At 71.1% G+C, this 25,575-nt stretch carries 24 protein-coding genes; 12 read left to right on the forward strand and 12 right to left on the reverse strand.

Annotation, left to right across the window (positions count from 1 at the left end; genetic code table 11):
* Nucleotides 1–99 precede the first annotated feature (99 nt).
* The 3 genes from pta (at nucleotide 100) to pyk (ending at nucleotide 4,965) form a co-directional block, all read left to right on the forward strand.
* Complete coding sequence (gene pta / locus Scani_RS03810) at nucleotides 100–2,196, forward strand: phosphate acetyltransferase (protein WP_159470008.1); 2,097 nt, start codon at nucleotides 100–102, stop codon at nucleotides 2,194–2,196.
* Between the two features lie 44 nt (nucleotides 2,197–2,240).
* A complete protein-coding gene (locus tag Scani_RS03815) occupies nucleotides 2,241–3,476 on the forward strand; it encodes an acetate kinase (protein WP_159470010.1) in 1,236 nt (411 codons plus the stop codon).
* A gap of 61 nt (nucleotides 3,477–3,537) precedes the next feature.
* Nucleotides 3,538–4,965: a pyruvate kinase gene (pyk, locus tag Scani_RS03820; protein WP_159470012.1), complete on the forward strand. Its 1,428-nt coding sequence runs from the start codon at nucleotides 3,538–3,540 to the stop codon at nucleotides 4,963–4,965.
* A gap of 102 nt (nucleotides 4,966–5,067) precedes the next feature.
* Here the strand turns inward: pyk and Scani_RS03825 are convergent, their stop codons facing one another.
* From Scani_RS03825 to Scani_RS03840, 4 genes are all read right to left on the reverse strand, one after another.
* Complete coding sequence (locus Scani_RS03825) at nucleotides 5,068–6,351, reverse strand: hypothetical protein (protein WP_159470014.1); 1,284 nt, start codon at nucleotides 6,349–6,351, stop codon at nucleotides 5,068–5,070.
* A complete protein-coding gene (locus Scani_RS03830) occupies nucleotides 6,341–6,907 on the reverse strand; it encodes a DUF6114 domain-containing protein (protein ID WP_159470016.1) in 567 nt (188 codons plus the stop codon). Before Scani_RS03830 ends, Scani_RS03825 begins: the two co-directional genes overlap by 11 nt.
* A 127-nt stretch (nucleotides 6,908–7,034) precedes the next feature.
* Nucleotides 7,035–7,652: a DUF6230 family protein gene (locus Scani_RS03835; protein ID WP_159470017.1), complete on the reverse strand. Its 618-nt coding sequence runs from the start codon at nucleotides 7,650–7,652 to the stop codon at nucleotides 7,035–7,037.
* A gap of 610 nt (nucleotides 7,653–8,262) precedes the next feature.
* A complete protein-coding gene (locus Scani_RS03840; protein ID WP_159470019.1) occupies nucleotides 8,263–9,237 on the reverse strand; it encodes a tetratricopeptide repeat protein in 975 nt (324 codons plus the stop codon).
* A gap of 391 nt (nucleotides 9,238–9,628) precedes the next feature.
* On the opposite strand from Scani_RS03840, the gene Scani_RS03845 reads away from it, so the two are divergent.
* Nucleotides 9,629–10,285, forward strand: a complete 657-nt coding sequence (locus Scani_RS03845; protein WP_159470021.1) for a TetR/AcrR family transcriptional regulator — start codon at nucleotides 9,629–9,631, stop codon at nucleotides 10,283–10,285.
* 55 nt (nucleotides 10,286–10,340) lie between these two features.
* Here the strand turns inward: Scani_RS03845 and Scani_RS03850 are convergent, their stop codons facing one another.
* Nucleotides 10,341–11,345 (reverse strand): SDR family NAD(P)-dependent oxidoreductase, encoded by a 1,005-nt coding sequence (locus tag Scani_RS03850; protein WP_159470023.1) that lies wholly within the window; start codon nucleotides 11,343–11,345, stop codon nucleotides 10,341–10,343.
* Nucleotides 11,342–12,505, reverse strand: coding sequence for a UDP-N-acetylglucosamine--N-acetylmuramyl-(pentapeptide) pyrophosphoryl-undecaprenol N-acetylglucosamine transferase (locus tag Scani_RS03855; RefSeq protein WP_159470025.1), 1,164 nt, complete (start codon nucleotides 12,503–12,505; stop codon nucleotides 11,342–11,344). Before Scani_RS03855 ends, Scani_RS03850 begins: the two co-directional genes overlap by 4 nt.
* A 57-nt stretch (nucleotides 12,506–12,562) precedes the next feature.
* On the opposite strand from Scani_RS03855, the gene Scani_RS03860 reads away from it, so the two are divergent.
* The 3 genes from Scani_RS03860 to Scani_RS03870 all read left to right on the forward strand — a co-directional run bounded on the left by Scani_RS03860 (nucleotide 12,563) and on the right by Scani_RS03870 (nucleotide 16,400).
* On the forward strand, nucleotides 12,563–13,285 hold the full coding sequence (locus tag Scani_RS03860) for a response regulator transcription factor (RefSeq protein ID WP_159470027.1): 723 nt from the start codon (nucleotides 12,563–12,565) through the stop codon (nucleotides 13,283–13,285).
* The gene (locus tag Scani_RS03865) at nucleotides 13,282–14,685 is read left to right on the forward strand and encodes a sensor histidine kinase (protein ID WP_159470029.1); all 1,404 of its coding nucleotides are present in this window, start codon (nucleotides 13,282–13,284) and stop codon (nucleotides 14,683–14,685) included. The genes Scani_RS03860 and Scani_RS03865 overlap by 4 nt, the downstream gene beginning before the upstream one ends.
* Nucleotides 14,686–14,897: 212 nt before the next feature.
* A complete protein-coding gene (locus tag Scani_RS03870; RefSeq protein WP_159470031.1) occupies nucleotides 14,898–16,400 on the forward strand; it encodes a serine/threonine-protein kinase in 1,503 nt (500 codons plus the stop codon).
* Nucleotides 16,401–16,551: 151 nt separating this feature from the next.
* Here Scani_RS03870 and icmA read toward each other — a convergent pair whose 3' ends face one another.
* The 4 genes from icmA to Scani_RS03890 all read right to left on the reverse strand — a co-directional run bounded on the left by icmA (nucleotide 16,552) and on the right by Scani_RS03890 (nucleotide 20,775).
* Nucleotides 16,552–18,252, reverse strand: a complete 1,701-nt coding sequence (gene icmA, locus Scani_RS03875) for a coenzyme B12-dependent isobutyryl-CoA mutase large subunit (protein ID WP_159470033.1) — start codon at nucleotides 18,250–18,252, stop codon at nucleotides 16,552–16,554.
* A gap of 191 nt (nucleotides 18,253–18,443) precedes the next feature.
* A complete protein-coding gene (locus Scani_RS03880) occupies nucleotides 18,444–18,776 on the reverse strand; it encodes a DUF3817 domain-containing protein (protein WP_159470035.1) in 333 nt (110 codons plus the stop codon).
* An 84-nt stretch (nucleotides 18,777–18,860) separates the two neighbouring features.
* Nucleotides 18,861–19,370 carry a MarR family winged helix-turn-helix transcriptional regulator gene (locus tag Scani_RS03885; RefSeq protein ID WP_159470037.1) on the reverse strand — a complete coding sequence of 170 codons (510 nt, stop codon included), beginning with the start codon at nucleotides 19,368–19,370 and terminating at the stop codon, nucleotides 18,861–18,863.
* Between the two features lie 43 nt (nucleotides 19,371–19,413).
* Nucleotides 19,414–20,775, reverse strand: a complete 1,362-nt coding sequence (locus Scani_RS03890; protein WP_159470039.1) for an MFS transporter — start codon at nucleotides 20,773–20,775, stop codon at nucleotides 19,414–19,416.
* An 83-nt stretch (nucleotides 20,776–20,858) separates the two neighbouring features.
* Here Scani_RS03890 and Scani_RS03895 point away from each other — a divergent pair, with 83 nt between their 5' ends.
* A complete protein-coding gene (locus Scani_RS03895; RefSeq protein WP_159470041.1) occupies nucleotides 20,859–21,839 on the forward strand; it encodes an ArsR/SmtB family transcription factor in 981 nt (326 codons plus the stop codon).
* Nucleotides 21,840–21,979: 140 nt separating this feature from the next.
* On the opposite strand, the gene Scani_RS03900 is transcribed toward Scani_RS03895, so the two are convergent.
* Together Scani_RS03900 and Scani_RS03905 are read right to left on the reverse strand one after the other, a co-directional pair.
* A complete protein-coding gene (locus tag Scani_RS03900) occupies nucleotides 21,980–22,291 on the reverse strand; it encodes an MTH1187 family thiamine-binding protein (RefSeq protein ID WP_159470043.1) in 312 nt (103 codons plus the stop codon).
* On the reverse strand, nucleotides 22,288–22,638 hold the full coding sequence (locus Scani_RS03905; RefSeq protein ID WP_159470045.1) for a DUF3817 domain-containing protein: 351 nt from the start codon (nucleotides 22,636–22,638) through the stop codon (nucleotides 22,288–22,290). Before Scani_RS03905 ends, Scani_RS03900 begins: the two co-directional genes overlap by 4 nt.
* A gap of 250 nt (nucleotides 22,639–22,888) precedes the next feature.
* Here Scani_RS03905 and Scani_RS03910 point away from each other — a divergent pair, with 250 nt between their 5' ends.
* From Scani_RS03910 to Scani_RS03925, 4 genes are all read left to right on the forward strand, one after another.
* Nucleotides 22,889–23,527, forward strand: coding sequence for an AIM24 family protein (locus tag Scani_RS03910; RefSeq protein WP_159470047.1), 639 nt, complete (start codon nucleotides 22,889–22,891; stop codon nucleotides 23,525–23,527).
* Nucleotides 23,527–24,177, forward strand: coding sequence for an AIM24 family protein (locus tag Scani_RS03915; protein WP_159470049.1), 651 nt, complete (start codon nucleotides 23,527–23,529; stop codon nucleotides 24,175–24,177). Before Scani_RS03910 ends, Scani_RS03915 begins: the two co-directional genes overlap by 1 nt.
* Nucleotides 24,174–24,947, forward strand: a complete 774-nt coding sequence (locus Scani_RS03920) for an AIM24 family protein (protein WP_159470051.1) — start codon at nucleotides 24,174–24,176, stop codon at nucleotides 24,945–24,947. The genes Scani_RS03915 and Scani_RS03920 overlap by 4 nt, the downstream gene beginning before the upstream one ends.
* A 117-nt stretch (nucleotides 24,948–25,064) precedes the next feature.
* The gene (locus tag Scani_RS03925; protein ID WP_159470053.1) at nucleotides 25,065–25,541 is read left to right on the forward strand and encodes a MarR family winged helix-turn-helix transcriptional regulator; all 477 of its coding nucleotides are present in this window, start codon (nucleotides 25,065–25,067) and stop codon (nucleotides 25,539–25,541) included.
* Nucleotides 25,542–25,575 lie beyond the last annotated feature (34 nt).

Raw genomic sequence — 25,575 nt, forward strand, 5'->3', positions numbered from 1 at the left:
GAGCGACTTAGCTACACACGCAGGTATTGTCAAGAGGGGCAAGCCCACAATAACGGCTTAATTTGACCTTGTAGCCATCGATGGGATGGGAGAGCACGCGTGACGCGCAGCGTGTACGTGACCGGGATCGACCGCGGCGACGGCCGCCAGGTCGTCGAGCTGGGGGTCATGGAACTGCTGACCCGCCATGTCGACCGGGTGGGGGTCTTCCGCCCGCTGATCCACGACGACGGACCCGACCGGCTGTTCGATCTGCTGCGGGCCCGCTACCGGCTCACCCAGTCCCCCGACACCGTGTACGGCCTCCGCTACGAGGAGGCTGCCGCCCTCCAGGCCGAACGCGGCACCGACGAGCTGGTCTCCCGGCTCGTCGACCGCTTTCACGCCGTGGCCAGGGACTATGAGTACGTCCTGGTCCTCGGCTCGGACTATTCGGCCACCAGCCTCCCGGCCGAGCTGAACCTCAACGCACGGCTCGCCAACGAGTTCGGCGCCGCCGTGCTGGCCGTCGTCGGCGGCCAGGGCCAGGAGGCCGAGTCCGTGCGCGCCGAGGCCCGCAACGCCTACCAGGCCTACCACTCGCTGGGCTGCGACGTCGTGGCCATGGTCGTCAACCGGGTCGCCCCCGAGCACCGCGAGGCGGTCGTCGACCGCCTCTCCGCCCGGCTCCCGGTGCCCTGCTACGCGCTCCCCGAGGACGGCTCGCTCTCCGCGCCGACCGTCGGCCAGATCGTGCACGCCCTCGGTGCCGAGGTGCTGCTCGGCGACGATTCGGGCCTGGCCAGGGACGCCCGGGACTTCGTCTTCGGCGGCGCCATGCTGCCGACCTTCCTCAAGGCGCTGACCCCCGGCGCGCTCGTGGTGACCCCCGGCGACCGGGCGGACCTGGTCATCGGCTCGCTGGCCGCGCACAGCGCCGGCGCCCCGCCGATCGCCGGGGTGCTGCTCACCCTCGACGAGAAGCCCGGCGCCGACATCATGGCGCTGGCCGCCCGGCTCGCCCCCGGCACCCCGGTCGTCTCCGTCCCCGGCGGCTCCTTCCCGACCGCGGCCGAGCTGTTCGCGATCGAGGGCAAGCTGAACGCCGCCTCGCCGCGCAAGGCGGAGACCGCGCTCGGCCTGTTCGAGCGGCACGTGGACACCGTGGAGCTGACGAACCGCATCTCCGTCGCCCGCTCCGGCCGGGTCACGCCGATGATGTTCGAGCACGAGCTGATCGAGCGCTCCCGCTCCGGCCGCCGCCGCGTGGTCCTCCCGGAGGGGAGCGAGGAGCGGGTGCTGCGGGCCGCCGATGTGCTGCTGCGCCGCGATGTCTGCGATCTGACGCTGCTGGGCGAGGAGGAGCCGATCCGCAAGCGCGCCGCCGACCTGGCCATCGACCTGGCGGGCGCCCAGATCATCGACCCGCAGACCTCCGAGCTGCGCGACCGGTTCGCCGAGCGCTACGCCGAGCTGCGCGCCCACAAGGGCGTCAGCATCGAGCTGGCCTTCGACGTGGTCGCGGACGTCTCCTACTTCGGCACCCTGATGGTCCAGGAGGGGCTGGCCGACGGCATGGTCTCCGGCGCGGTGCACTCCACGGCCGCCACCATCCGGCCCGCCTTCGAGATCATCAAGACCAAGCCGGGCGCCCAGATCGTCTCCTCGGTGTTCTTCATGTGCCTGGCCGACCGCGTCCTGGTCTACGGCGACTGCGCGGTCAACCCGGACCCGAACGCCGAGCAGCTGGCGGACATCGCCATCCAGTCGGCCACCACCGCCGCCCAGTTCGGCGTCGAGCCGCGGATCGCGATGCTGTCGTACTCCACCGGCACCTCCGGCTCCGGCGCGGACGTCGACAAGGTCCGCAAGGCCACCGAGATCGTCCGCGAGCTGCGCCCCGATCTGCTGGTCGAGGGTCCGATCCAGTACGACGCGGCGGTGGACGCGGCGGTCGCGGAGACCAAGCTCCCGGAGTCCGACGTGGCCGGCAAGGCCACCGTGCTGATCTTCCCCGACCTCAACACCGGCAACAACACCTACAAGGCCGTGCAGCGCTCGGCCGGTGCGGTCGCCGTCGGCCCCGTCCTGCAGGGCCTGCGCAAGCCGGTCAACGACCTCTCGCGCGGCGCCCTGGTCCAGGACATCGTCAACACCGTGGCCATCACCGCCATCCAGGCGCAGGGCGCCCGCCCCGGCGCCGGCCACACCGCCTGACCCGGCCGCTCCTCCCGTCCCCGCACCCCATCGGAAAGCCCTCCATGACTGCCACCGCCACCCGCGTCCTCGTCCTCAATTCCGGTTCCTCGTCGGTGAAGTACCAGCTGCTCGACATGCACCTCGGCACCCGGCTCGCCGTCGGCCTGGTCGAGCGGATCGGCGTGGGGGCACCTCCCGCTCGCGGGGGAGAGTCCTCGCGCCTGGCCCACACCCCGCTGGCGACCGGGGGCGCCAAGCGCGAGACCGAGGGCGCGATAGCCGACCACGAGGCCGCGCTGAAGGCCGTCGCCGCGGAGCTGGCCGCCGACGGGCTCGGCCTCGACTCCCCCGAGCTGGCCGCGATCGGGCACCGGGTGGTGCACGGCGGCCTGAAGTTCACCGAGCCGACCGTGATCGACGACGCGGTGCTCAAGGAGATCGAGCGGCTGGTGCCGGTCGCCCCGCTGCACAACCCCGCCAACATCACCGGGATCAGGACCGCGCGGGCGCTGCGCCCCGACCTGCCGCAGGTCGCGGTCTTCGACACCGCCTTCCACACCACGATGCCGGAGTACGCGGCCCGCTACGCCATCGACGTGGAGACCGCCGACGCCCACCGCATCCGCCGCTACGGCTTCCACGGCACCTCGCACGCCTACGTCTCCCGCAAGACCGCGGCGCTGCTGGGCAAGGACCCCTCCGAGGTCAATGTCATCGTGCTCCACCTCGGCAACGGCGCCTCCGCCTCGGCCGTGGCCGGCGGCCGCTGTGTGGACACCTCGATGGGTCTGACGCCTTTGGAGGGCCTGGTCATGGGTACGCGCTCCGGTGACATCGACCCGGCGGTCACCTTCCACCTCAAGCGGGTGGCGGGGATGTCGGAGGACGACGTCGATGTGCTGCTCAACAAGAAGAGCGGGCTGATCGGGCTGTGCGGCGACAACGACATGCGGGAGATCCGGCGCCGGATCGACGAGGGCGACGAGCGTGCCCGGCTCGCCTTCGACATCTACATCCACCGGCTGAAGAAGTACATCGGCGCCTACAGCGCGGTGCTCGGCCGGGTCGACGCGGTGGCGTTCACCGCGGGCGTCGGCGAGAACGCCGCCCCGGTGCGCGAGGCGGCCGTCGCGGGCCTGGAGGAGATGGGCCTGGCGGTGGACGCCTCGCTCAACGCCGTACGGTCCGACGAGCCCCGGCTGATCTCGCCCGAGTACGCCCGGGTCGCGGTCGCCGTGGTGCCGACCGATGAGGAGCTGGAGATCGCTCAGCAGACATACGCCCTGGTCAGCGCCTAGCACTCGGTGTTTCCGCCTACCGAAATATTCCGCCGCTAAACAAACCGATAGGATTCTGCGCATGCGCCGTTCCAAAATCGTCTGCACCCTGGGCCCCGCCGTCGACTCCTACGACCAGCTGAAGACGCTGATCGAGGCAGGCATGAATGTGGCCCGTTTCAATATGAGCCACGGGACCCAGCCGGAGCACGAGGAGCGGTACCACCGCCTCCGCAAGGCCTGCGAGGAGACCGGCCGCGCCGTCGGCGTCCTGGCCGACCTCCAGGGCCCCAAGATCCGCCTGGAGACCTTCGCCGACGGCCCCGTGGAGCTGGTACGCGGCGACGAATTCGTCATCACCACCGAGGACGTCCCCGGCGACCGCACCATCTGCGGCACGACGTACAAGGGCCTGGCCGGCGACGTGTCCAAGGGCGACCCGGTCCTGATCAACGACGGCAACGTCGCGCTCCAGGTCGTCGAGATCGACGGCCCCCGGGTGCGCACCATCGTCATCGAGGGCGGGGTCGTCTCCGACCACAAGGGCATCAACCTGCCCGGCGCCGCGGTGAACGTGCCCGCGCTGTCCGAGAAGGACATCGAGGACCTCAAGTTCGCCCTGAAGATGGGCTGCGACATGGTCGCGCTGTCCTTCGTGCGGGACGCCAAGGACGTCCAGGACGTGCACCGCGTCATGGACGAGGTGGGCCGCCGGGTCCCGGTCATCGCCAAGGTCGAGAAGCCGCAGGCGGTCGCCAACATGCAGGAGGTCGTGATGGCCTTCGACGCCGTCATGGTCGCCCGTGGCGACCTGGCGGTCGAGTACCCGCTGGAGAAGGTCCCGATGGTGCAGAAGCGCCTGGTGGAGCTGTGCCGCAGGAACGCCAAGCCGGTGATCGTCGCGACCCAGATGATGGAGTCCATGATCACCAACTCCCGGCCGACCCGCGCCGAGGCGTCCGATGTCGCCAACGCCATCCTCGACGGCGCCGACGCGGTCATGCTCTCCGCCGAATCGTCCGTCGGCGCCTACCCGATCGAGACCGTCAAGACGATGTCGAAGATCGTCGAGGCGGCCGAGGAGGAGCTGCTCTCCAAGGGTCTGCAGCCGCTGGTGCCCGGCAAGAAGCCGCGTACGCAGGGCGGTTCGGTGGCCCGCGCGGCGTGTGAGATGGCGGACTTCCTGGACGGCAAGGCGCTGATCGCCTTCACCAAGTCCGGTGACACCGCCCGCCGGCTCTCCCGCTACCGCGCGGCCCAGCCGATCCTGGCCTTCACCACCGAGGCGTCCACCCGCAACCAGCTCACGCTGAGCTGGGGCGTCGACGCCTTCGTCGTGCCGCACGTCGACAACACCGACGCCATGGTCGACCTGGTGGACGCCGAGCTGCTCAAGCTCAAGCGCTACAGCGAGGGCGACACCATGCTGATCACCGCCGGTTCGCCCCCCGGCGTCCCCGGCACCACCAACATGGTCCGCGTGCACCACCTCGGCGGCGAGCAGTCCTGACGCCTCCCGGCACGCGAAACGGCGGTGGGCCGCCCCCCTGAGGGGGGCGGCCCACCGCCGTTTTCCGCGGCTCCCGAACGGGTCGGTGGCCCGGGGCGTTCCTCAGCCGGTCATGAACTGGTGCAGACCCGGGACGTGGAGGTTGCCGCCGAACTGTCCCGCCTGGTCGATCTTCACCTTGGTGAAGTACGCGAACGGGACGTTGATGGGCGGCGGGTGCTCGGGGTCGAAGACGATCGGGATCAGCCCGAAGAGGTTGCCCTGCAGCCGCTCGGTGTACATGGTCACCTTGCCGCCGCGGATCGTGGAGGTGGACCCCTGGGACGCCTGGACGTGGTACTTCTTGCCGGACGCCCGGTCGTCGACGGTCTGGTGCAGATCGCCGATGTCGACGCTGTCGGCGGTGAACTTCAGGGCCTGCTTGGTGTGGCCGTTCTGCGTCTGGACGTTGACGACACCCTCGTAGTTCAGACCGCGCAGGGTGAGCGCGCTGGACTCCAGGTGCCAGGGGTCGTCGGGCAGCGTGACGGGGGTCTGCTCGTCATCGCCCTTCTGCTTGTTCTCGACGACGCAGGGGAAGGACTTCTTGCCGTCGGCGTCCTTGCCGTCGAGGCCGCCGCCGGGCAGGGCGTTGTCCGCCGCGCCCACCGCGCCGTGGACGGTGTCGTTGACCGTCTTCGAGCCGTTCTTGACGGCGTCCCCGGCCTTGCCGGTGCCGTCCTTGAGGCCGTCGACGGTGTCCTTGACCGGCTTGGTGACCTTGTCGGTGACGGAGCCGGAGTCCTTGGACTCGGACGCCGAGGGGCTCGGCGAGGCCGACTCGGACGTCGAGGGGCTCGGTGCGTCCGAGGGCTCCTCGGACTTGTCGCCGCCGAGGAGACCGCCGAGCGCGTCACCGATGCCGCCCAGCAGCCCTCCGTCGTCCTTCTTGTCCTCGGAGGCCGACGGCGACGGGGTCGCGGAGCCCGAGGGCTCGTCGGTCTTCGCGGAGCCGGACGGAGAGGGTTCGGGCGCCTTGTCCGCGTCCTTGCCGGCGGAGGGCGAGGCGGAGGGCTCGGCCGACGGCTTGGTGTCGCCCTTGCCCGGTGCGTCGTCCTTGCCGTCCGTCGTACCGTCCTTGGACTTGGTGTCCTTCTTGTCCACCTTGTCCGGGGCGGTGACGCACGGGCCGTCCTTGAAGGGGCTCTTGGGCGCCGGCTTGGCTATCGCCATCTGGGGCGTGAGCCCCATGCCCATGAGCACGGCGGACGGCATGGCGGCAATGGCTATCGCCTTGCCCGCCGGCACGTGGAGCCGAGTCAGCAGCGGCTTCCTCGGCGCCGCGTGCCTCGGCCCGGATCTCGCCCCGGCAGCTGCGCTCTCCTCGTGCAGCTCGTCACCCGGCACGGTGCCTCCCGTTCGTTCCGTTGGTCGGGCTCGTTCCTGACAGGTCGTCCAGTCCATTGCCCAACCCGGGACCGTCGGCCGGCGCGGGGTGCGTGGCGACCACCGGTCCGGCGATCGTCGTGCGGGCCGGCTCATCGGCGTCGCCTCCGCTCCGGTCGGCCTTGCCCGGCGCCCAGGAGACTCCCAGCGCACCGCCGATCAGCCCCAGGAGGAAGCCGATCAGGAAGGCGCCGAAGTTCGAGACGACGAGGGAGACCAGGGAGAGCAGAATCGCCGCCACACCCGCAAAGACGCGCGAAGCGGGCTGGAACCACATGGTCAGACCGAGCACGACCAGCAGTACGCCGATGATCAGCGAGCCGGCGCCGGCGGTGGTCGCCATGCGGACGGTCAGGGAACCGATCGTGAGATTCGCGTAAGGGATGTACATGATCGGGATGCCGGCCAGCAGAGTCAGCATGCCGCCCCAGAACGGGCGGTGTCCGCGCCACTCCCGGAACGAAAGCCGCTTCCGGCCGATGGTCTCGATCAGCCGTGGTCGCGTGTCGGCGCTCATGTCGTACAGCTCCTCGGGACTGGCAAATCGGTGGTTCTGTGCTGAGGTGCTACTGGGCTACCCGGCGTACGGGCACGGGGAACAGCGAATGCCGCACAGCTCGCCCCGCGCCCGCACGCTCAGTGCGTCAGTAGCACTCGCTCTTGCCCTTGGCGACGCTCATCTTCAGGCCGCTGAGCTTGAACGTTCCGGCCGTCGTGGCCCATGCCTGCTGCCTGACGTGGGTCAGCGTGGCCGATTCGGCCTGCTGGGCGAACGAGCCCGGATCGGCCTTGTCGCCCTTGTGCATGCCAGGGCCCTTGGTCGTCGAGCCCGCAGCAACACCGATGTCGATGTTGTTGAAGGTCGCGTCCGCGGACAGCTCGTCGAGGTCGATGTAGAGGTTCTTCGCCTCGACAGGCGTGTCACCGCCACCGGCCGACAGCTTCATCGACACATCGCCGAAGACCGGGACCGGCACGACGACCGACTGGCACAGGTTCTTGATCTTGGCGTTCGAGAACCCCGAGACCGCCACCGGGACCTGCTTGCCGCCCTTCTGGGCGTCAATGGCTCCGTACTGAACAAATCCGGTGCCGTCCAGCCGGTCCGTAGCGACCTTGAACTGCTGGCCGGACACGCTGAACGACGCCGCGAGCGCACCCTGCGAGAGGGCAACACCGATCGCGGCCGTAGCCGCGACGCTCGGCACCATGACGACGGCGAACCGCTTCCATCTGGTCCCGCCACGAGCCAGGGACTCCATGACTTTCCTCCTTCTCGGACGTACATCTCCGGTACGGGCGACCCCACTTGGGAAGCCGTACCTGGGATGGGAGAAGTGCTACGTCCTCGGGAAGGAGAGCGCCTGTCTCGGAGGCACAACGTGTTCCGAACACCGGCGATCACCCCCGAGCGACAACCACTGGCCACGCTCTCGCGCAACCTCACTGGACAGGCCCTGCCGGGTGGGGCAGAGACCCCCCTGTCCACGGCCGGCAGCACTGCCGCCGGCCACTCGGTGGGGACCCAAGTACCCCGCGGCACCAACCGGATGCCGGGCTGCGGGAATGGACCGAGCGTGGCCGATCGTGGTCCATTCGGGGCCGCCGCACAAGGGGCTCGTTACTTGCGGGTAACGGCCCGATAAACACGCCACGACCCAGCGAAACCGACCGGACACACACGGTCGCCACTAACGGTGAGGGGACATTGGGCAATTGCGGACACAGCGCCACAAGGGGGCCGCTCAGGCTTACTTGAAGTAACAGCGGCCACGTTTACCAAGTTTTGGCAAAACGTGGCCGCTGTGTCGTTTGTTCGGTCAACTCGCGGTGGTCGTACTGGTCAGAAGCGGGCGGCTACGTAGACACCGGTCAGAACAGCACCCGGGCCAGCGCGGTGCGCCCCGCCGTCACCCGCGGATCCTCCGCGCCGATGACCTCGAACAGCTCCAGCAGCCGCAGTCGCGCGGCCTCCCGGTCGTCGCCCGCCGACCGCTTCACCGCGTCGACCAGCCGGCCGAACGCGTCCTCGACGTGCCCGCCGACCAGGTCGAGGTCCGCGGCCCGGATCTGCGCCTGCACATCGGCCGGGTTCTCCGCGGCCTCCTTGCGCACCGCCTGCGGGTCGAGATCCTGCACCCGGTGCAGGAGTTCGGCCTGCGCCAGACCGAGCTTGGCCTCCGGGTTGGCCGGGTCGTCGTTGAGCACGTTCTTGTACGCCTGGACGGCACCGCCCAGATCGCCGGAGTCCAACGCCTGGTTCGCGGCCTCCAGCAGCGCGTCGTAGGGACCGGCCGGCACCGGGGCCTCGGCCTCCCGCTCCGCCTCGCCCGCGGCCTGCGGGTCGACGGGCGCTCCCACGATGCCGAACTGCTGCTCGGCGGCCTGCACCAGCTGGTCGAGCACCTGGCGGATCTGCGACTCCGGGGCCGCGCCCTGGAACAGCGGGATCGGCTGTCCCGCGACGACCGCGAAGACCGCCGGGATGCCCTGCACCCCGAACTGCTGGAACAGCATCTGGTTGGCATCGACGTCGATCTTGGCCAGCACGAACTTGCCGGCGTACTCCCCCGCGAGGCGCTCCAGCAGCGGACCCAGCTGCTTGCACGGCTCGCACCACTCGGCCCAGAAGTCGATGACGACCGGGACCTCGGTGGAGCGCTGCAGGACGTCCTGCTGGAACCCCGCTTCGTCGACGTCGAACACCAGGCGGGCACCGCTCACGGGTGCCTGGCCCGTACGGGCGGCCTCGGCACGAGCCTGCTCCGCCTTCTGCTTCGCTTCCCCCGCCGCCTTCACCGCTGCGAGGTCGACGACTCCACTCATGGACATATTGCGTGGCTGCATGGGTCCATCCTCCCCCCTGGGCGGGCCGTTCCGAAAAGCGATCCGGAAAGCGCTGCGGTCGGCGACGTGATCGGTCGTGCGGCGGTGGTGCGGATCGCCGGTCCGGTGCCGCCACCGGGCCGTCCTGCCGGGCGCCGCACCCCGTCCGCACGCCCCGCCGGAATGCCGGCGTACGTCCGGGGACCGCTGCCCGTCGTGGTCCCGAGGAGGACCGTTGTGCGGCCCCGAGGAGGACCGTCGTGCGCGGCCATGGGTCCCCACCCACGGCCAGTGGCTGTCACTCTTACGCTACGACCCGTAGCGTAACTCGCCGTCGCCCCCGCGACACAACCGGTTCCGGCCCCGCGGGGAGTGATCTGCCTCACGGGCGGCGGCGGCCGTACTCCCCGGTATGGTCGCCCGCATGCACCACTCCGCCAGCCCCCGGAAAGGCCGCACGGGCCGCCCGCGCAGCGCCGAGACCGATTTCGCGATCCTGCACGCGACCCGTGCCGCACTCGTCGATCTGGGCTGGGGACGGCTCACCATGAGCGATGTGGCGGCCCGGGCCGGTGTCGCGAAGACGACGCTCTACCGCCGCTGGGCCAACAAGAACGAGCTCGTCGTGGACGCCGTGGCGGTCCTCTTCGACGAGCTCGAACTCCCCGACCGGGGCTGTCTGCGGTCCGATATCGAGGGCGTGGTCCTGCAGTTCGGCGCGCTGCTCGCGCGGCCGGAGACCAAGACGGCGCTGATGGCCGTGGTCGCCGAGTCCACCACCGACGAGGCGCTGCGCGAACGCATCCGCTCGGCGATCGTCGACCGCCAGAAGCGGCTGGTCCTGCTCGGCCGCTCGCGCGCCCAGGCCCGTGGCGAGCTGCCCCCGGACACCCCCGGCGCGGAGGGCGAACAGGCCGCCACCCGCAACATGGACCTGATCTTCGATGTGATCGCCGGGGCGATCGTGCACCGCACCCTGGTCAGCGGCGAGCCCGTGGACGCCGCGTGGGGGCGCGACTTCACGGCTCTCTTCCTCACCGGACTCTCCGGGCTGGGCGACCAGGGCTGAGCCGGGGAACCGGGCGGCCGCGGCGCGGCACCGGAGTGCCCCGCCGCGGCACGCATCAGACCTGGTAGCGGTCCGCCGCGAACAGGTGCAGGTTCTCCGCCACCCAGGACGAGGTCCGCTCGAGCCCCTCCTCCAGCGAGACCTCCGGCCGCCACGAAGCCCACTCGCGCGCCCGGGAGTTGTCCGACAGCAGCCGCTCGACCTCGCTGCCGGCGGGCCGCAGCCGCTCGGCGTCCACCACCACCTCGGCCTCCCGGCCGGAGGCCGCTATCAGCGCCTCGGCGAGCGCCCCGATGGCGATCTCCCGCCCGGTGCCGAGGTTGACGACCTCGCCCAGCGCCCGGTCGCAGTCGGCCAGCGCCAGGAACCCGGCCGCGGTGTCCGTGACATAGGTGAAGTCGCGGGTCGGGGTGAGCGATCCGAGCTTGATCTGCCGGGCACCCGCATGGAGTTGGGCCAGGATCGTGGGGATCACGGCGCGCGCGGACTGCCGGGGGCCGTAGGTGTTGAACGGCCGCACCACCGTCACCGGCAGCCCGAAGGCGTGCCGGTGCGACAGCGCCATCATGTCCGCGCCGATCTTCGAGGCGGAGTACGGCGACTGCGGCTGCAGCGGGTGGTCCTCGCCGATCGGCGCGGTCAGCGCGGTCCCGTAGACCTCACTGGTGGACGTATGCACCATGCGCCGCACCGCATGCCGCCGGCAGGCCTCCGCGACGTTCTCCGTCCCGACGACGTTGGTCTGCACATACGCACCCGGCGAGTCGTAGCTGTACGGAATCCCGATCAGCGCGGCCAGGTGGAAGACCGTGTCGCAGCCCTCGACGGCGTCCATCACCCGGCCCGCGTCCCGCACGTCCCCGGCGACCATCTCGACCGGGCCGCCCGGACCGAGATAGCGCGCCAGATTTCCCTTTTCGGCGTACGGCTTGTAGTGGACGAAAGCCCGCACCTCGGCGCCGGCCTCCACCAGCATGTCGACCAGGGTCGAGCCGATGAATCCCTCGGCCCCGGTGACCAGGACCCGACGGCCCGTCCACTGACTCCTACTGCTGCTCATGCTGACTCCTTCATCGTGAGGTGGTGGCCGACGGACGGGTGACCGGCCAGCGCCAGCACCTTGTCGGCCAGCAGGCCGGCGGCCTGCGCATGGGTGCCCGGGTCGGCCGCCGCGCCCATCGCGGCGAGCCGGCCGGGGTCGTCGAGAAGCGGGGTGACCATTGCGTCCAGCCGCTCCGCCGAGGTCTCCGGATCGGGCAGCAGCAGCGCCGCCCCGGCGTCGGAGAGCACTCGCGCGTTATGGGTCTGGTGGTCGCCCGGCGCATGCGGATACGGCACGAGGACGGCCGGCATCCCGATGGTGGCCAGCTCGGCGACGGTCGCCGAACCGGCCCGGCACACCACCAGATCGGCGGCGGCATACGCCAGATCCATCCGGTCCAGGTAGGGCACCGCCTCGGCGACCGCGTCCCCGCCGTTCGCCGCCAGGAGGGCCCGGGTCTCCTCCAGGGCCGCGGGCCCGGTCTTGATCAGCAGCCGCAGGTCGCCGCGCGACCGGTAGCGGCCGGCCAGGCCCACGGCGGCCTCGGTCAGCCGGGCCGCCCCCAGGCTTCCGCCGTTGACCAGCAGCAGCCGTGCCCCGTCCGGAACGCCCAGGGCCCGGCGGGCGGCCGGCCGCAGCCCCGCCCGGTCCAGCTCGGCCAGCGGGCCCACCAGCGGCATCCCCACCGTCTCCGCCCGCTCACCGCCCGTCAGATGCTCCCGGCTGCGGTCGAAGGCGAGGGCGATGTGCGGGGTGAGCCGGGCCGCGAACTTATTGGCCCGGCCGGGCACCGCGTTGGACTCGTGGACCAGGCTCGGCAGCCCGGCCATCTTGGCCCCGACGATCACCGGAGCGCTCGGATAGCCCCCCATACCGACCGCGACCTGGGCTTTCTGTTCCTTGAGGATCGCCCGGCACTGGGCACCCGAGCGCAGCAGCGCGGCGGGCAGCAGATAGCGTCGGGCGCCGAGCGAGGGGTCGAAGGGGATCATGTCGACGGTGTGCAGCCGGTACCCGGCCCGGGGGATCAGCCGTGTTTCCAGGCCGCGTTCGGTCCCGACGAAGGAGATCACCGCATCGGGCACGGCCCGGCGGAGCGCGTCGGCGAGGGCGAGTCCCGGATAGATGTGGCCGCCGGTGCCGCCCGCACCGATCACGACGGAGAGTGGTGTGCGCATGGCCGCCACGCTCGCGATACGCCCTAAGAAGCTTCTAAGAGAGGTGTTTGGCAGCCTATGTCCATGCCCCCCACGCCCGGGAACACCCCAGCCCCCAAGATCCTCGTCGTCGACGACGAACCGGAGGTACGCGCCGCCGTGGAGGACGGCCTCGCCGTGGAGGGCTACGCGGTACGGGGCGCCGCCGACGGCCTGGCCGCCCTCTCGGAGGTCGCCGCCTGGCAGCCGGACGCCCTCGTCCTGGACGTGATGATGCCCGTCCTGGACGGCCTGGCCGTCTGCCGCCGGCTGCGCGCGCTGGACGACCGCACCCCGATCCTCGTCCTGACCGCACTGGACTCGGTCAGCGAACGGGTCGACGGGCTCGACGCGGGCGCCGACGACTACCTCGTCAAACCGTTCGCCCTGGACGAGTTGGTGGCCCGCGTCCGGGCCCTGCTGCGCCGGGCCTCCACCACGGCCGTCGAGGACACCCGGCTCTCCTTCGGCGATCTGGTCGTCGACCCGATGACCCGCACCGGCCACCGGGCGGGCCGGCCGCTGGAGTTCAGCCGCACCGAGTGGGCGCTGCTGGAACTGCTGCTGCTGCACCCCGGGCAGGTGCTGCCGCGCGAAGTGATCCTGGAGCGCGTCTGGGGCCGCGACTTCGGCCCCGACTCCAACTCGCTGGCCGTCTACATCGGTTATCTGCGCCGCAAGCTGGAGGCGGGCGGCGAGCCCCGCCTCGTCCACACCGTGCACGGGGTGGGCTACCGCCTGGACCACGCGGAGGGCGCATGACCGGCACCCGCAGCCTGGGCGCCCGCTGGCGGCGCCGCCGCCCGCTGCGCACCCGGCTGGCGCTGGCGGCCACCGCCGCGGTGGCGCTGGTGGCGGTCGGCGTCTGCGCGGCCGCGTTCGTCATCCTCGACTACCAGATGACCCGGCAGCTGAAACTGACCCTGACCCAGACGGCCACCCAGACGATCCGGGACCGCCACGACTGGGGCCCCACGCCCAGTGACACCCTCTGCCAGTACCCGGCCTCTTCCTGCGTCCAGATCGTGCCGTCCGACCCCGCCAAGGACCCGCGCACGCCGTATGTGCTGCACGTCTCCGAGGCCACCCGCCAGGTCGCCGACGGCCGGCGGGCGGCGTTCTACGACCGGCAGACCGTGGCCGGCCGGCCGGTCCTGATGCTCACCACCCGCCTGGGCGACAAGGACGAGGCGGTCCAGGTCGCCCAGCGCTCCGACACCGTCGACCGGGGTGTGGAACAGGCCGCCTGGGCGCTGGCCGCGGTCGGTGGCGCCGGCGTCCTGCTGGCCGCCGCGCTCGGCTACTGGGTGTCCCGTACGGGTCTGGCCCCGGTCGCCCGGCTCACCGCCACCGCGGAACGCATCGCCGCCACCCGCGACGCCCGCCACCGCATCGAACTCCCCGCGGGCCCCCTCTCCCGGGAGGACGAGGTCACCCGCCTGGCCACCAGCTTCAACACCATGCTCGGGGAGCTCGAACAGTCCGTCGCCGCGCAGCGCCGCCTGGTCGCCGACGCCTCCCACGAACTGCGCACCCCGCTGACCGCGCTGCGCACCAACGCCGAACTCCTGGCCCGCGCCGACCGCCTGACCGACGCCCAGCGCGACCGCGCCTCGGCCGCGCTGGGCCGCCAGCTGCGCGAGGTCACCACCCTCGTCAACGACCTGATCGAGCTGGCCCGCGACGAGGAACCACAGCCCCTGGTGGAGCAGGTGCGTCCGGCCGCCCTCCTGGAGCACGCGGTGGGCGCGGCCCGCGAACACTGGCCGGAGATCACCTTCACCGCCGCCATCGCCCCGTCCGCGGCCGGCCGCACGATCCCCGGAGTGCCGTCCCGCCTGTCCCGGCTGCTGTCCAACCTCCTCGACAACGCCGCGAAGTTCTCCCCGCCGGGCGGCCCGGTGGAAACCGAACTCGCCCTCACCACAGGCGAGTTGGACCTGACGATCCGCGACCACGGCCCCGGCATCACGGAGGGCGACCTCCCCCACGTCTTCGACCGCTTCTACCGCGCCGAGGCGGCCCGCGCCCTGCCCGGCTCCGGCCTGGGCCTGGCCATGGCCCGCCAGATCGCCCGCGCCCACGGCGCCGAACTCACCGCCGAGCGGGCGCCGGGCGGCGGCGCACTGTTCCGGCTGCGCCTGCCGGTACCGGCGGCTTAGGGCGTGTCCTGGCCGCCCCTGGCGGACCGTCCATGGACGGTCCGCCAGGGGCCGGACCGTTCGTCCCGCAGGCGGCAGCAGCGGCACGATCACCGCCCGGGCCACCTCAGAAATCTCCCCGTCCCTCACCGCGGACCCACGACTCGATGATCGGGTAGACACCCCCTAGGGTGAGACCTCGGAAAATCCGGGTGCGGTGGATGGGGAGCTTGATGGAGCCGTTGGAGGCTGCGGACCCACGGGCCGCCGGACCGTATCAACTGCTGGGACGTCTGGGCTCGGGCGGGATGGGCCGGGTGTTCGTCGGAGAATCCGTGACGGGACGGCGGGTGGCCGTGAAGCTCGTACGGGAGGATCTGGCGGCCACGCCCGGTTTTCGCGACAGGTTCCGGCGCGAGGCCAAGCTCGCGATGCGGGCGGGCGGCTTCTGGACCGCGCCGGTCGTCGACGCGGACCCGGACGCCACCATGCCGTGGATCGCAAGCCAGTACGTCGAAGGCCCCTCGCTCGACGCGCACGTCCTCCAGCAGGGCCCGCTGGACGAGTCCGAGGTGCGCAGGCTCGGCACGGGACTGGCCGAGGCCATCGCCTCGTTCCACCGGGGCGGCCTGGTCCACCGCGACCTCAAGCCCTCCAATGTCCTGCTCGTCGACGACGGTCCGAGGGTCATCGACTTCGGCATCTCCAAGGCCCTGGAGACCACCGACGGTACCGATCTGACCAAGGCCGGGACCGTCATGGGCACACCTGGCTTCATGTCGCCGGAGCAGGCACTGGGGCAGCCGGTGGGCCCGCCCTCGGATGTCTTCTCGCTCGGCTCCCTGCTCGCCTACGCGGTCACCGGCGCAGGACCCTTCGGTGACGGGTCCTCCCACGCGCTGTTGTTCCGGGTGGTGTACGAGGCACCCGATCTCAGCGCCGTGCCGGACGGGCTGCGGGGGCTGGTGCAGGACTGTCTGCACAAGTCTCCGGAGGCCCGTCCCACCGCCGACGCGCTCCTCGCACGCCTCGCGGGCGCAGCACGCGCGACGGTCCCCGACCCGCGCATCGCGCCGAGGCCCGTGGCGGAGACCGTTTCCGACGCGGATGCCCTGGCGGCCACCGGACCGCAGCCCGCGAGCGCGACAGTCACGGCCGAGCCGCCCGTGGCGGCACCGCGCGGGCATCGGCCGATTGCTCAACCACCGGCCGCCCTCCCCGCGTTCACCGTGGAGAAATGGGGCCGCGCGGCGGTCTTGCGCCGCCTGCAATGGCCGGCCGTTTCGGCGTTGACGATCGCCGGCTTCCTGGACTTGGCCGGAGAGATGGCCCACGCGGCCGCGCCCGCGTTCGTGTTGACGCTCTTCGTCATGCTGCTGCATCTGCTCTACGGGGTGATGGTTTCGTTGCCACTCCTCGGACCCAGGGCACTGCGGGTCGGAGCGGACGGGCTCCATGTGCGGCACGGCCCGCACACGGTCACGGTGCCCTGGCGGGACATCTCCTCCGTCACGCTCACCGGAAAGCGGAACAGGCGCAGCATCGCCCTGACGGCGGCCCTCGCAGAAGGAACGGACACCCGGGTCCCCTCCCCGCTCCACGCCGGGACGGGTGTGCTGAAGTGCACGATCGTCTCCCCCGCGAAGAACGAGACGAGCACCCGCCTGAACGGCCTCGATACCGCACTGCGGCGTTTCGCGGGCAGCCGCTACCAGTCGCTTCCCGCCGCGGGCTGACGGCGCCGTACGGCCACCGGCGAGTCGGGCGGCGCTCCGTGGCCCCGCAGGCGTCGCTCGTGGCCCGGCAGCCGTACGGGGCAGCAGGCCCATGCCTGCCGCCCCGCACTCCCGGGGGAAGGGACGCCCCCACTGACCTCCAGGACCGGCCTCAGAAGCCGGCGGGCTCCGTATACACGCCCCACTCGTCCCGCAGCACACCGCAGATCTCGCCGAGGGTCGCCTCGGCGCGTACGGCCTCCAGCATCGGCTCGATCATGTTGCCGCCGTCCCGGGCGGCCTCCAGCATCGCCTTCAGCGAGGACTGGACCCGGGCGTCGTCGCGGGACTCCTTGCGCCCGGCGAGCACGCGTACCTGCTCGCGCTCGACCTCGTGGCTGACCCGCAGGATCTCCAGGTCGCCGGTGACCGAGCCGTGGTGGCAGTTGACGCCGACGACCTTCTTCTCGTCCTTCTCCAGCGCCTGCTGGTAGCGGAAGGCGGACTCGGCGATCTCGCCGGTGAACCAGCCGTCCTCGATGCCGCGCAGGATGCCGGAGGTCATCGGGCCGATGGGGTGCTCGCCGTTCGGGACCGCCCGCAGGCCGCGCTCCTTGATCTGCTCGAAGATCTTCTCGGCGTCCGCCTCGATCCGGTCGGTCAGCGACTCGATGAACCAGGAACCGCCCAGCGGGTCGGCGACGTTGGCGACGCCGGTCTCCTCCATCAGCACCTGCTGGGTGCGCAGCGCGATCTCCGCGGCCTGCTCACTGGGCAGCGCGAGGGTCTCGTCCAGCGCGTTGGTGTGCAGCGAGTTGGTGCCGCCGAGCACGGCCGCCAGGGCCTCGACGGCGGTCCGTACGACGTTGTTGTACGGCTGCTGGGCGGTCAGCGAGACACCCGCGGTCTGGGTGTGGAAGCGCAGCCACTGCGCCTTCTCGCTGGTCGCGCCGTACACGTCCCGCATCCAGCGGGCCCAGATCCGGCGCGCGGCGCGGAACTTGGCGATCTCCTCGAAGAAGTCCAGATGCGCGTCGAAGAAGAAGGACAGGCCGGGGGCGAAGGTGTTGACGTCCAGGCCGCGGGAGAGACCGAGCTCGACATAGCCGAAGCCGTCGGCGAGCGTGTACGCCAGCTCCTGCGCGGCCGTCGCGCCCGCCTCGCGGATGTGGTAGCCGGAGACCGAGAGCGGCTTGTACGCGGGGATGCCGCGCGCACAGTGCTCCATCAGGTCGCCGATCAGACGCAGATGCGGCTCGGGCTGGAAGAGCCACTCCTTCTGCGCGATGTACTCCTTGAAGATGTCCGTCTGCAGGGTGCCGTTCAGGACGCCCGGATCGACCCCCTGCCGTTCGGCGGCCACCAGATACATGCAGAAGACCGGGACGGCGGGCCCGCTGATCGTCATCGACGTCGTGACATCGCCCAGCGGGATGTCCTGGAAGAGGACCTCCATGTCGGCCGCCGAGTCGATGGCGACGCCGCAGTGCCCGACCTCGCCCAGCGAGCGCGGGTCGTCGGAGTCGCGGCCCATGAGGGTGGGCATGTCGAAGGCGACCGAGAGGCCGCCGCCGCCCGCCTTGAGGATCATCTTGTAGCGCTCGTTGGTCTGCTCGGCGTTGCCGAAACCGGCGAACTGGCGGATCGTCCACGTCCGCCCGCGGTAGCCGGTCGGGTACAGGCCCCGCGTGAAGGGGTACTCGCCCGGCCACCCGATCCGCTCGAACCCCTCGACCGAGTCTCCGGGCCGGGGCCCGTACGCCGGCTCGACGGGGTCGCCCGAGAGCGTGGTGAAGTCCGCGTCCCGCTTCCGGGCGGAGTCGTACCGAGCCTGCCAGCGGCGGCGGCCCTCATCGATCGCGTCAGCGTCCATACCGTCGAATTTACTTGGACGTCCTAGTACTTGTCGACGGGAGAGACCTACGAGTCGCCCTGCGCGCTGACAGCATCACGTTCCGTGACGGCATTCGGGCAAAGAGAACGCGCCCGGCCGGCGGTGGACAGGCGCGTATGAGGAGGTCAGCAGGTGTGCCGTCGGACCGCGCCGAGGCGGACCGGGGGCGGTCAGACCTTCGCCGGCTCCGGAGCGTCATCGGCGATCAGCGGCTCGACCTCCCGCACCACCTGACGCTCCACGAAGAAGGCAGCGGTGGGGATCGTGCCCGCGATCAGCACCCACAGCAGCTTGCCGAACTTCCACTTGGCCTTGGAGCCCAGGTCGAAGGCGAAGACCAGGTAGATGATGTAGAGCACGCCGTGGACCTGCGAGACGACGAGGGTGAGGTCCTTGCCCATCCCGAAGCCGTACTTGAAAACCATGCACGTGCAGAGCACCAGCAGCATCACGGCGGTGATGTAGGCCATCGCCCGGTAGCGGGTCAGGACGCTTCGCTTCATGCCCCGAGCGTAACCATCCGTTCCGGGGCGATCTTCGCCGCCCCCCTCCGAACGCGGACCGGGCCGGGCGGCCCCGAGGACGCCCTAGCCTTCCTGGAAATCCGCCGCCGCCACCCGCAACGGCCGCAGCATCGCGAAGATCTCCCCGCACTCCTCGGCGTCGTACACCCCGAGCCCGAAGTCCATCGCCATCAGGTCACGGGTGGCCGCGTCGCACACCTCGCGGCCCTTCTCCGTGATGGTGGCGAGCGTGCCCCGCCCGTCGTTCGGATTCGGCCGCTTGGCGACGAGACCGGACTTCACCAGCCGGTCGACGGTGTTGGTCACCGAGGTCGGGTGCACCATCAGCCGCTCGCCGATCTTCGACATCGGCAGTTCACCGGCCTTGGAGAAGGTCAGCAGCACCAGCGCCTCGTAGCGGGCGAAGGTCAGCCCGTACGGCTTGACCACCCCGTCCACCTCGGCCAGCAGGATCTGGTGGGCGCGCATGATCGAGGTGATGGCGGCCATCGAGGGCACGGCACCCCATCGCTGCTGCCACAGTTCGTCGGCGCGCGCGATGGGATCGAAAGCAAGGCTGAGCGGCTTCGGCACGCTTGTGACCCTACCGGGCGCTCATATGGTGGTCAGCCGTGTCTCAGTTTTCGGTACCCGGAACCGGTCCGGCCGGCCCGGGCACCGCGGGGGCGCCCGCACGGACCGCTCCCGCCGTACGCCGCACCTCCCGGATCACCACCGGTACGCAGAGCACCCCCACCACACCGGCGGCCGGCATCACGACCCGCAGCGGTGCGAACTCCGCGGCGACGCCGGCCAGCCCCATCGCCGAGCCCATCACCGTCATCCGCCCTGCCTGCATCACCGTCATCGCCTGTCCCAGCAGCTTCTCGGGGACCGCGTCGACGAACCAGCGGTCGACCCCGAAGTTGTACGAGATCCCGGTGCCGGTCAGCGCGAGCAGCAGCACCGCCCAGCCCAGCGAGGGCTGCGCGGCGAAGCCGAGCGACGGCAGGACGGCGAAGAGGCCCATGGGAAAGGTCAGCCGGGTGCGGGCGCGCGGGCCGAGGAACGAGCCCGCCAGGCTCTCGGCGATCACCGCGCCGACCGGCATGCTGCACATCAGCAGCCCCATGCCCGCCGGCCCCGCGCCGAGCAGACCGGCGTAGGGGATCAGCAGCGCTTCGGGGACGACGACGAGCGCCGGCGGCAGCCAGGTCAGCAACAGCAGCGCGCGCACCCTGCGGTCGGCCAGCAGCTGCCGGACCCCGCCCAGCGAGGCGCCCAGCAGCGCGCCGCGCTCCGTACCCCCCGCCCCGTCGCGGGCCGGCCGCGCCACCGTCCCCAGCCGCAGCAGCAGGGCCGAGCCGAGGAACGTACCGGCGGTGAGCGCGAGCACCGCCCGCGGGGACACCGCGGCGAGCAGCAGGCCGCCCGCCGCGAACCCCGCGAGCTGCGCGCTCTGGTTCACCAGGCGGATCACCGAGCGCCCCAGCACGAACGCCTCGCCCTCGCCGAGGATCTCCCCCAGCGTCGCGGCGCGGGTCCCGGCGAAGACCGGCGCGATGGCCGCGAGCACACAGCGCAGTACCAGGAGGACCGCGACCTGGGTGCCCGGCAGCACCATCCCCGCGGCCGCCGACGCACACAGCACATCGCAGACGACCAGGACCCGCCGGGCCGGGTACCGGTCGGCGACCGCGGACAACAGCGTTCCGCCGATGACGTACGGCAGCAGTCCCAGCGCGAACGTCAGGGCACTGAGCAGCGGCGACCCCGAGATCCGGAAGACGAGGACGGACAGCGCGATCTCACAGACCACCACGCCGAGCGAGGACAGCAGATGCGCGGCGAAGACGTAACGGAACTCCGGGACGGCGAAGACGGCGCGGTAGCCGACGGCGCGGGCCTCGTCGGCGCCGGGTGCGGCGCCGGCGGCAGCCTCCTCGGCGGCGCAGGCGGGAAGGCGGCCCGACGGCACGGGCCCGGAAGGAGAGGGCATGAACGCAGCCTGCCGAACGCCCTTTCCGCCCCGTATTGTTTCGGCTCCAGCCGAATCCCGGGCGAGGGGGAGCGTGCACGGCCATGCCGGTGAACCTGCACTTCGGGGCGGACGACCTGCTCCGCATCCGGTTCGCCGTCTCGCCGCTGTGCGAGACCCATGAGGCGGTCCGCACCCTGCACCGCGCCGACCGGCACGGCTATCACACGCCGTGGCTGCGCCGGATGCACGAGAAGCTGGCCTGCCTGGACCTGACGCCGCTGTGGCTCTTCATGCCGCCGTCGGGCTACACACCGGACTTCCTGGGCCGCCCGCCCGACGCCCCGATGGCCGGTTTCGACGAGGAGCTGGCGCGGCTGCGCGCCACCGACCCGGCCCTGGCGCGCGCCGAGATGGCCAAGTCGCTGGCCTGCACGCCGGGGGCCGCGGAATCCCCGCGCGGCCGGGCGGCGCTGGCGGATCCGGCGGGTGCCGTGCGCGAACTGGCCCGGGTCACCGAACGGGCCTGGCGGACGCTGATCGCCCCGGACTGGCCACGCCTGCGGGCGCTGCTGGAGGCCGAGATCGCCTACCGGTCGCGCCAGTTGGCGGGCGGCGGGCTGCGGCGGCTGTTCGACGATCTGCATCCGCGACTGTCGTGGTCGGGCGACATGCTCACCGTCCGTACCCGTACCGACTTCGCCCAGATGCAGGATCTGGACGGGCGCGGGGTGCTGTTGCTGCCCAGCGTCTTCGTCTGGCCGGATGTGGTCAGCGGGTTCGACCCGCCGTGGCAGCCGACCGTCATCTATCCGGCGCGCGGTATCGGCGGGCTGTGGACCGAGCCGGAGACGGGCCCGGCGCTGGCGCGGCTGCTGGGGGCGAACCGCGCCGCCGTACTGGCCGCCCTCGACCCGCCGTCGACCACGACGGTCCTGGCCCACCGGCTCGGCCTGGCGCCGTCCTCCGTCTCGGCGCATCTGTCCGTACTGCGCGACGCCGGTCTGCTGGCCGCGCGCCGGCACGGGCATCAGGTGCTCTACGAGCGGACCCCGCTGGGGATCACCCTGGCGGCGGGCGGCTGAGGCCGGGCCGGCCGGCCGGAATGTCGCAGGGATCGTTCAGGGGTGTCGCGAGAAGCCGCCCGGGACGCCCGCGGGACCGCCCAGGACCCTGCGGACAACCGTCCGGTGGTTCCGCGGCGCACCGCTCGGGCCCGCCGGGTTCAGGACCGGCGGGCGTCGCCCTCGGCGAGGTAGCGCTCCACGGTCTCCACCTTCGAGGTCAGTCCGTCCGTGACGCCGGGCCGGATGTCGGCCTTCAGCACCAGGGAGACCCGGCCGGAGCGCGCCTCGACCGCCGCGACCGCGCGCTTGACGACGTCCATGACCTCGTCCCAGTCCCCCTCGATGGAGGTGAACATCGCGTCCGTACGGTGCGGCAGCCCCGACTCGCGGACGACCCGGACCGCGTCGGCGACGTACTCGCCGACGTCCTCGCCCACGCCCAGGGGGCTCACGGAGAAGGCGACGATCATGTGTTCAGGATTCCTTCCTTGCGGGCACGGGCCGCGATCACGCCGGCCTCTTCCTCGCGCTTGAGCACCTTGTCCCCGTAGAGGCCGCCGAACGGCAGGATCGCCAGCACGAAGAAGAAGGCGACGCGCTTGGCGGGCCACTTCGTGCGGTTCCACACGTCCAGCAGCAGGACCACGTAGGTGATGAAGAGCAGGCCGTGGATCATGCCGAGCGGCATCACCAGGGAGTCGTAGTCGAAGGCCAGGCGGAAGCCGGTACCGAAGATCAGCAGCGCCGGGAAGGAGAGCGCCTCCGGGATGGATGCCAGGCGCAGTCGGTGCAGGGCGGCAGCGGTCTTGATGTCCACGGGAACCTCGTTCGGGTGGCAGATGGGCAGTCGGCGCGCAGCGCCGTCTTCTGGGGGTGGAGGTCGGGCGACGGGCGGGCACTGCTTGTGCAAGAGTTCACAAGCTTCGCCCCATTGTTACAGCCGCCTCGGCGATCTCCGCGCCGGGGGGAGGTACGGGGCGGCCCCGGCCGGCGCCCGCAAGAGATCAGGGCGATATCAGGGCCAAAGGACCTGCCCCGCGCGGCCGCGGCCGACTACCGTCTCACCCGTGGCTCAGTTTCGGCTCCAGGGGAGCAAGGTGCTCGCCGTCGATATGACGGGCGACGCCGTCAAGGCGAAAAACGGTGCGATGGTCGCGTACGACGGCCAGATGTCGTTCAAGAAGATGTCCGGTGGCGGCGAGGGCCTGCGCGGCATGGTCACCCGGCGGCTCACGGGCGAGCAGATGGCCGTGATGGAGGTGAAGGGCCACGGCACCTGCTACTTCGCCGACCGCGCCAGCGAGATCAACTTGGTGGGACTGCAGGGCGAGAAGCTCTTCGTCGAGTCCAGCAATCTGCTGTGCACGGACGCCGCGCTGCGGACGGGCACGACCTTCACCGGCCTGCGCGGCGCCTCCCAGGGCAACGGCCTGTTCACCACCACCGTCGAGGGCAGCGGCCAGGCGGCGATCACCTCCCACGGCCCCGCGGTGGTGCTGCGGGTCACCAAGCAGTACCCCCTCCAGGTCGATCCGGGCGCGTACGTCGCCCATACCGGAGACCTCAAGCAGCACTTCCAGTCCGGGGTGAACTTCCGCACCTTCCTCGGGGAGGGCTCCGGCGAGGCCTTCCAGATCCGCTTCGAGGGCGAGGGTCTGGTCTACGTACAGCCCAGCGAGCGCAACACCGTGGGAGGTGAGGTCTGATGCCGTTCACGGTGCTCAACTCCCGCATGGTGGAGGCCAGGATCGGACCGGGCCAGCGGCTGTTCAGCCAGCGCGGCGCGATGCTCGCCTACCGCGGCGAGGTCGCCTTCACCCCGAACCTCCAGGGCGGCCAGGGCGGCGTCGGCTCCATGATCGGCCGCCGGATCGCCGGCGAGGCCACCCCGCTGATGACCGTCGAGGGCACGGGCACGGTCATGTTCGGCCACGGCGGCCACCACGTCCACGTCGTCGACCTCACCGGCGAGACGCTCTACGTCGAGGCCGACCGGCTGCTGGCCTTCGACGGCTCGCTCCAGCAGGGCACGATGTTCATGGGCTCGCAGGGCGGGGTGATGGGCATGGTGCGCGGCCAGGTCACCGGCCAGGGCCTGTTCACCACCACCCTCAAGGGCGTCGGCTCGGCCGCGGTGATGGCGCACGGCGGCGTCATCGAGCTGCCGATCACGTCCCAGCGCCCGGTCCATGTCGACCCGCAGGCCTACGTCGCCCACCGCGGCGACGTCCGCAACAAACTGTCCACGGCCCTCGGCTGGCGCGACATGGTCGGCCGCGGCTCGGGCGAGGCCTTCCAGCTGGAGCTGTCGGGCCAGGGCACCGTCTACGTCCAGGCCTCGGAGGAAAAACTGTGACCGGTCCCGTCGTCCACGACGTCTCCTCGCTCCCGGCCGACGACAACGTCAACGCCTACGCCTTCAGCGTCGATCTGAACGGCCAGTGGTTCCTGCAGAAGGGGAAGATGATCGCCTACTACGGGCAGATCGACTTCCACGGCATCGGACACGGCCGCCTGGACCGCCTGATCGCCGGCAGTTTTCATTCGCCTTTGCACGCCGCGGACTGGGTCGTCGCCGAGGGCCGGGGGAAGATGCTGCTCGCGGACCGTGCCTTCGATGTGAACTCCTTCGACCTGGAGGACGGCAACCTGACCATTCGCGCGGGCAACCTGCTCGCCTTTCAGCCATCTCTCGCGCTGAAGCAGTCGATCATCCCGGGCTTCCTCACCCTCATCGGGACGGGCAAGTTCGTGGCCGCCTCCAACGGCCCGGTGGTGTTCATGGAGCCGCCGATCCGGGTCGACCCGCAGGCGCTCGTCGGCTGGGCCGACTGCCCCTCCCCGTGCCACCACTACGACCACCAGTACCTGCGGGGAATCCTGGGCGGGCTGCGGGCGCACACCGGAATCGGCGGAGCGTCCGGCGAGGAGCACCAGTTCGAGTTCGTCGGCGCCGGCACCGTCCTGCTGCAGTCCACGGAACAGCTGATGCCGGAGCTGGAAACCGGTGCGGTACCGACCGAGGCGGGCGTTCCGGGCGGGGGCGGACACGTCCCGCAAAGTGGCTCACAACTGCCCCAGCTCCCCGGCAACCTCGGGAGCCTCCAACGCCGCTTCGGGCTGTGAGCGATACTCTGCGGACGGTGACCTCGAACGTCTGACCAACGTCCACCCCCGGCCGCCGACGTCATCGCCCCCTGGGCAATTAATTCACTATTCAACTTTTACGGGTAGAATCATTCCATGACGACCGACAGCGACACCCCCTGGCTGACCGACCAGGAGCAGTGTGCCTGGCGCACCCACCTGGACGTCAGCAGGCTGCTGATGCACCAACTCGAGCGCGATCTGCAGCCGTTCGGCCTGACGAACAACGACTACGAGATCCTGGTCAACCTCTCCGAGGCCGACGACCGACGGCTCCGGATGAGCGACCTGGCAGCCAGCACCCTGCAGTCCAAGAGCCGTCTCTCCCACCAGATCACCCGGATGGAGAACGCCGGGCTGGTGCGCCGCGAGAGCTGCGAGTCGGACCGCCGTGGCCTCTACGCCGTGCTCACCGACGAAGGCTGGGACACCATGCGCCGGGTCGCCCCGCACCATGTCGCCTCGGTCCGCAAGCACTTCATCGACCTGTTCGCCGCCGAGGACCTCCAGGCGCTCCGCACCTCCCTCGCCCCCGTCGCCGCACACCTCCGCAAGGAGCGCGGCGGCCTCTGACCGGCCGGCCTCGGCCCCCCGACCGGGCCGAGGC

It is taken from the genome of Streptomyces caniferus, assembly GCF_009811555.1.
Taxonomy (GTDB): Bacteria; Actinomycetota; Actinomycetes; order Streptomycetales; family Streptomycetaceae; genus Streptomyces; species Streptomyces caniferus.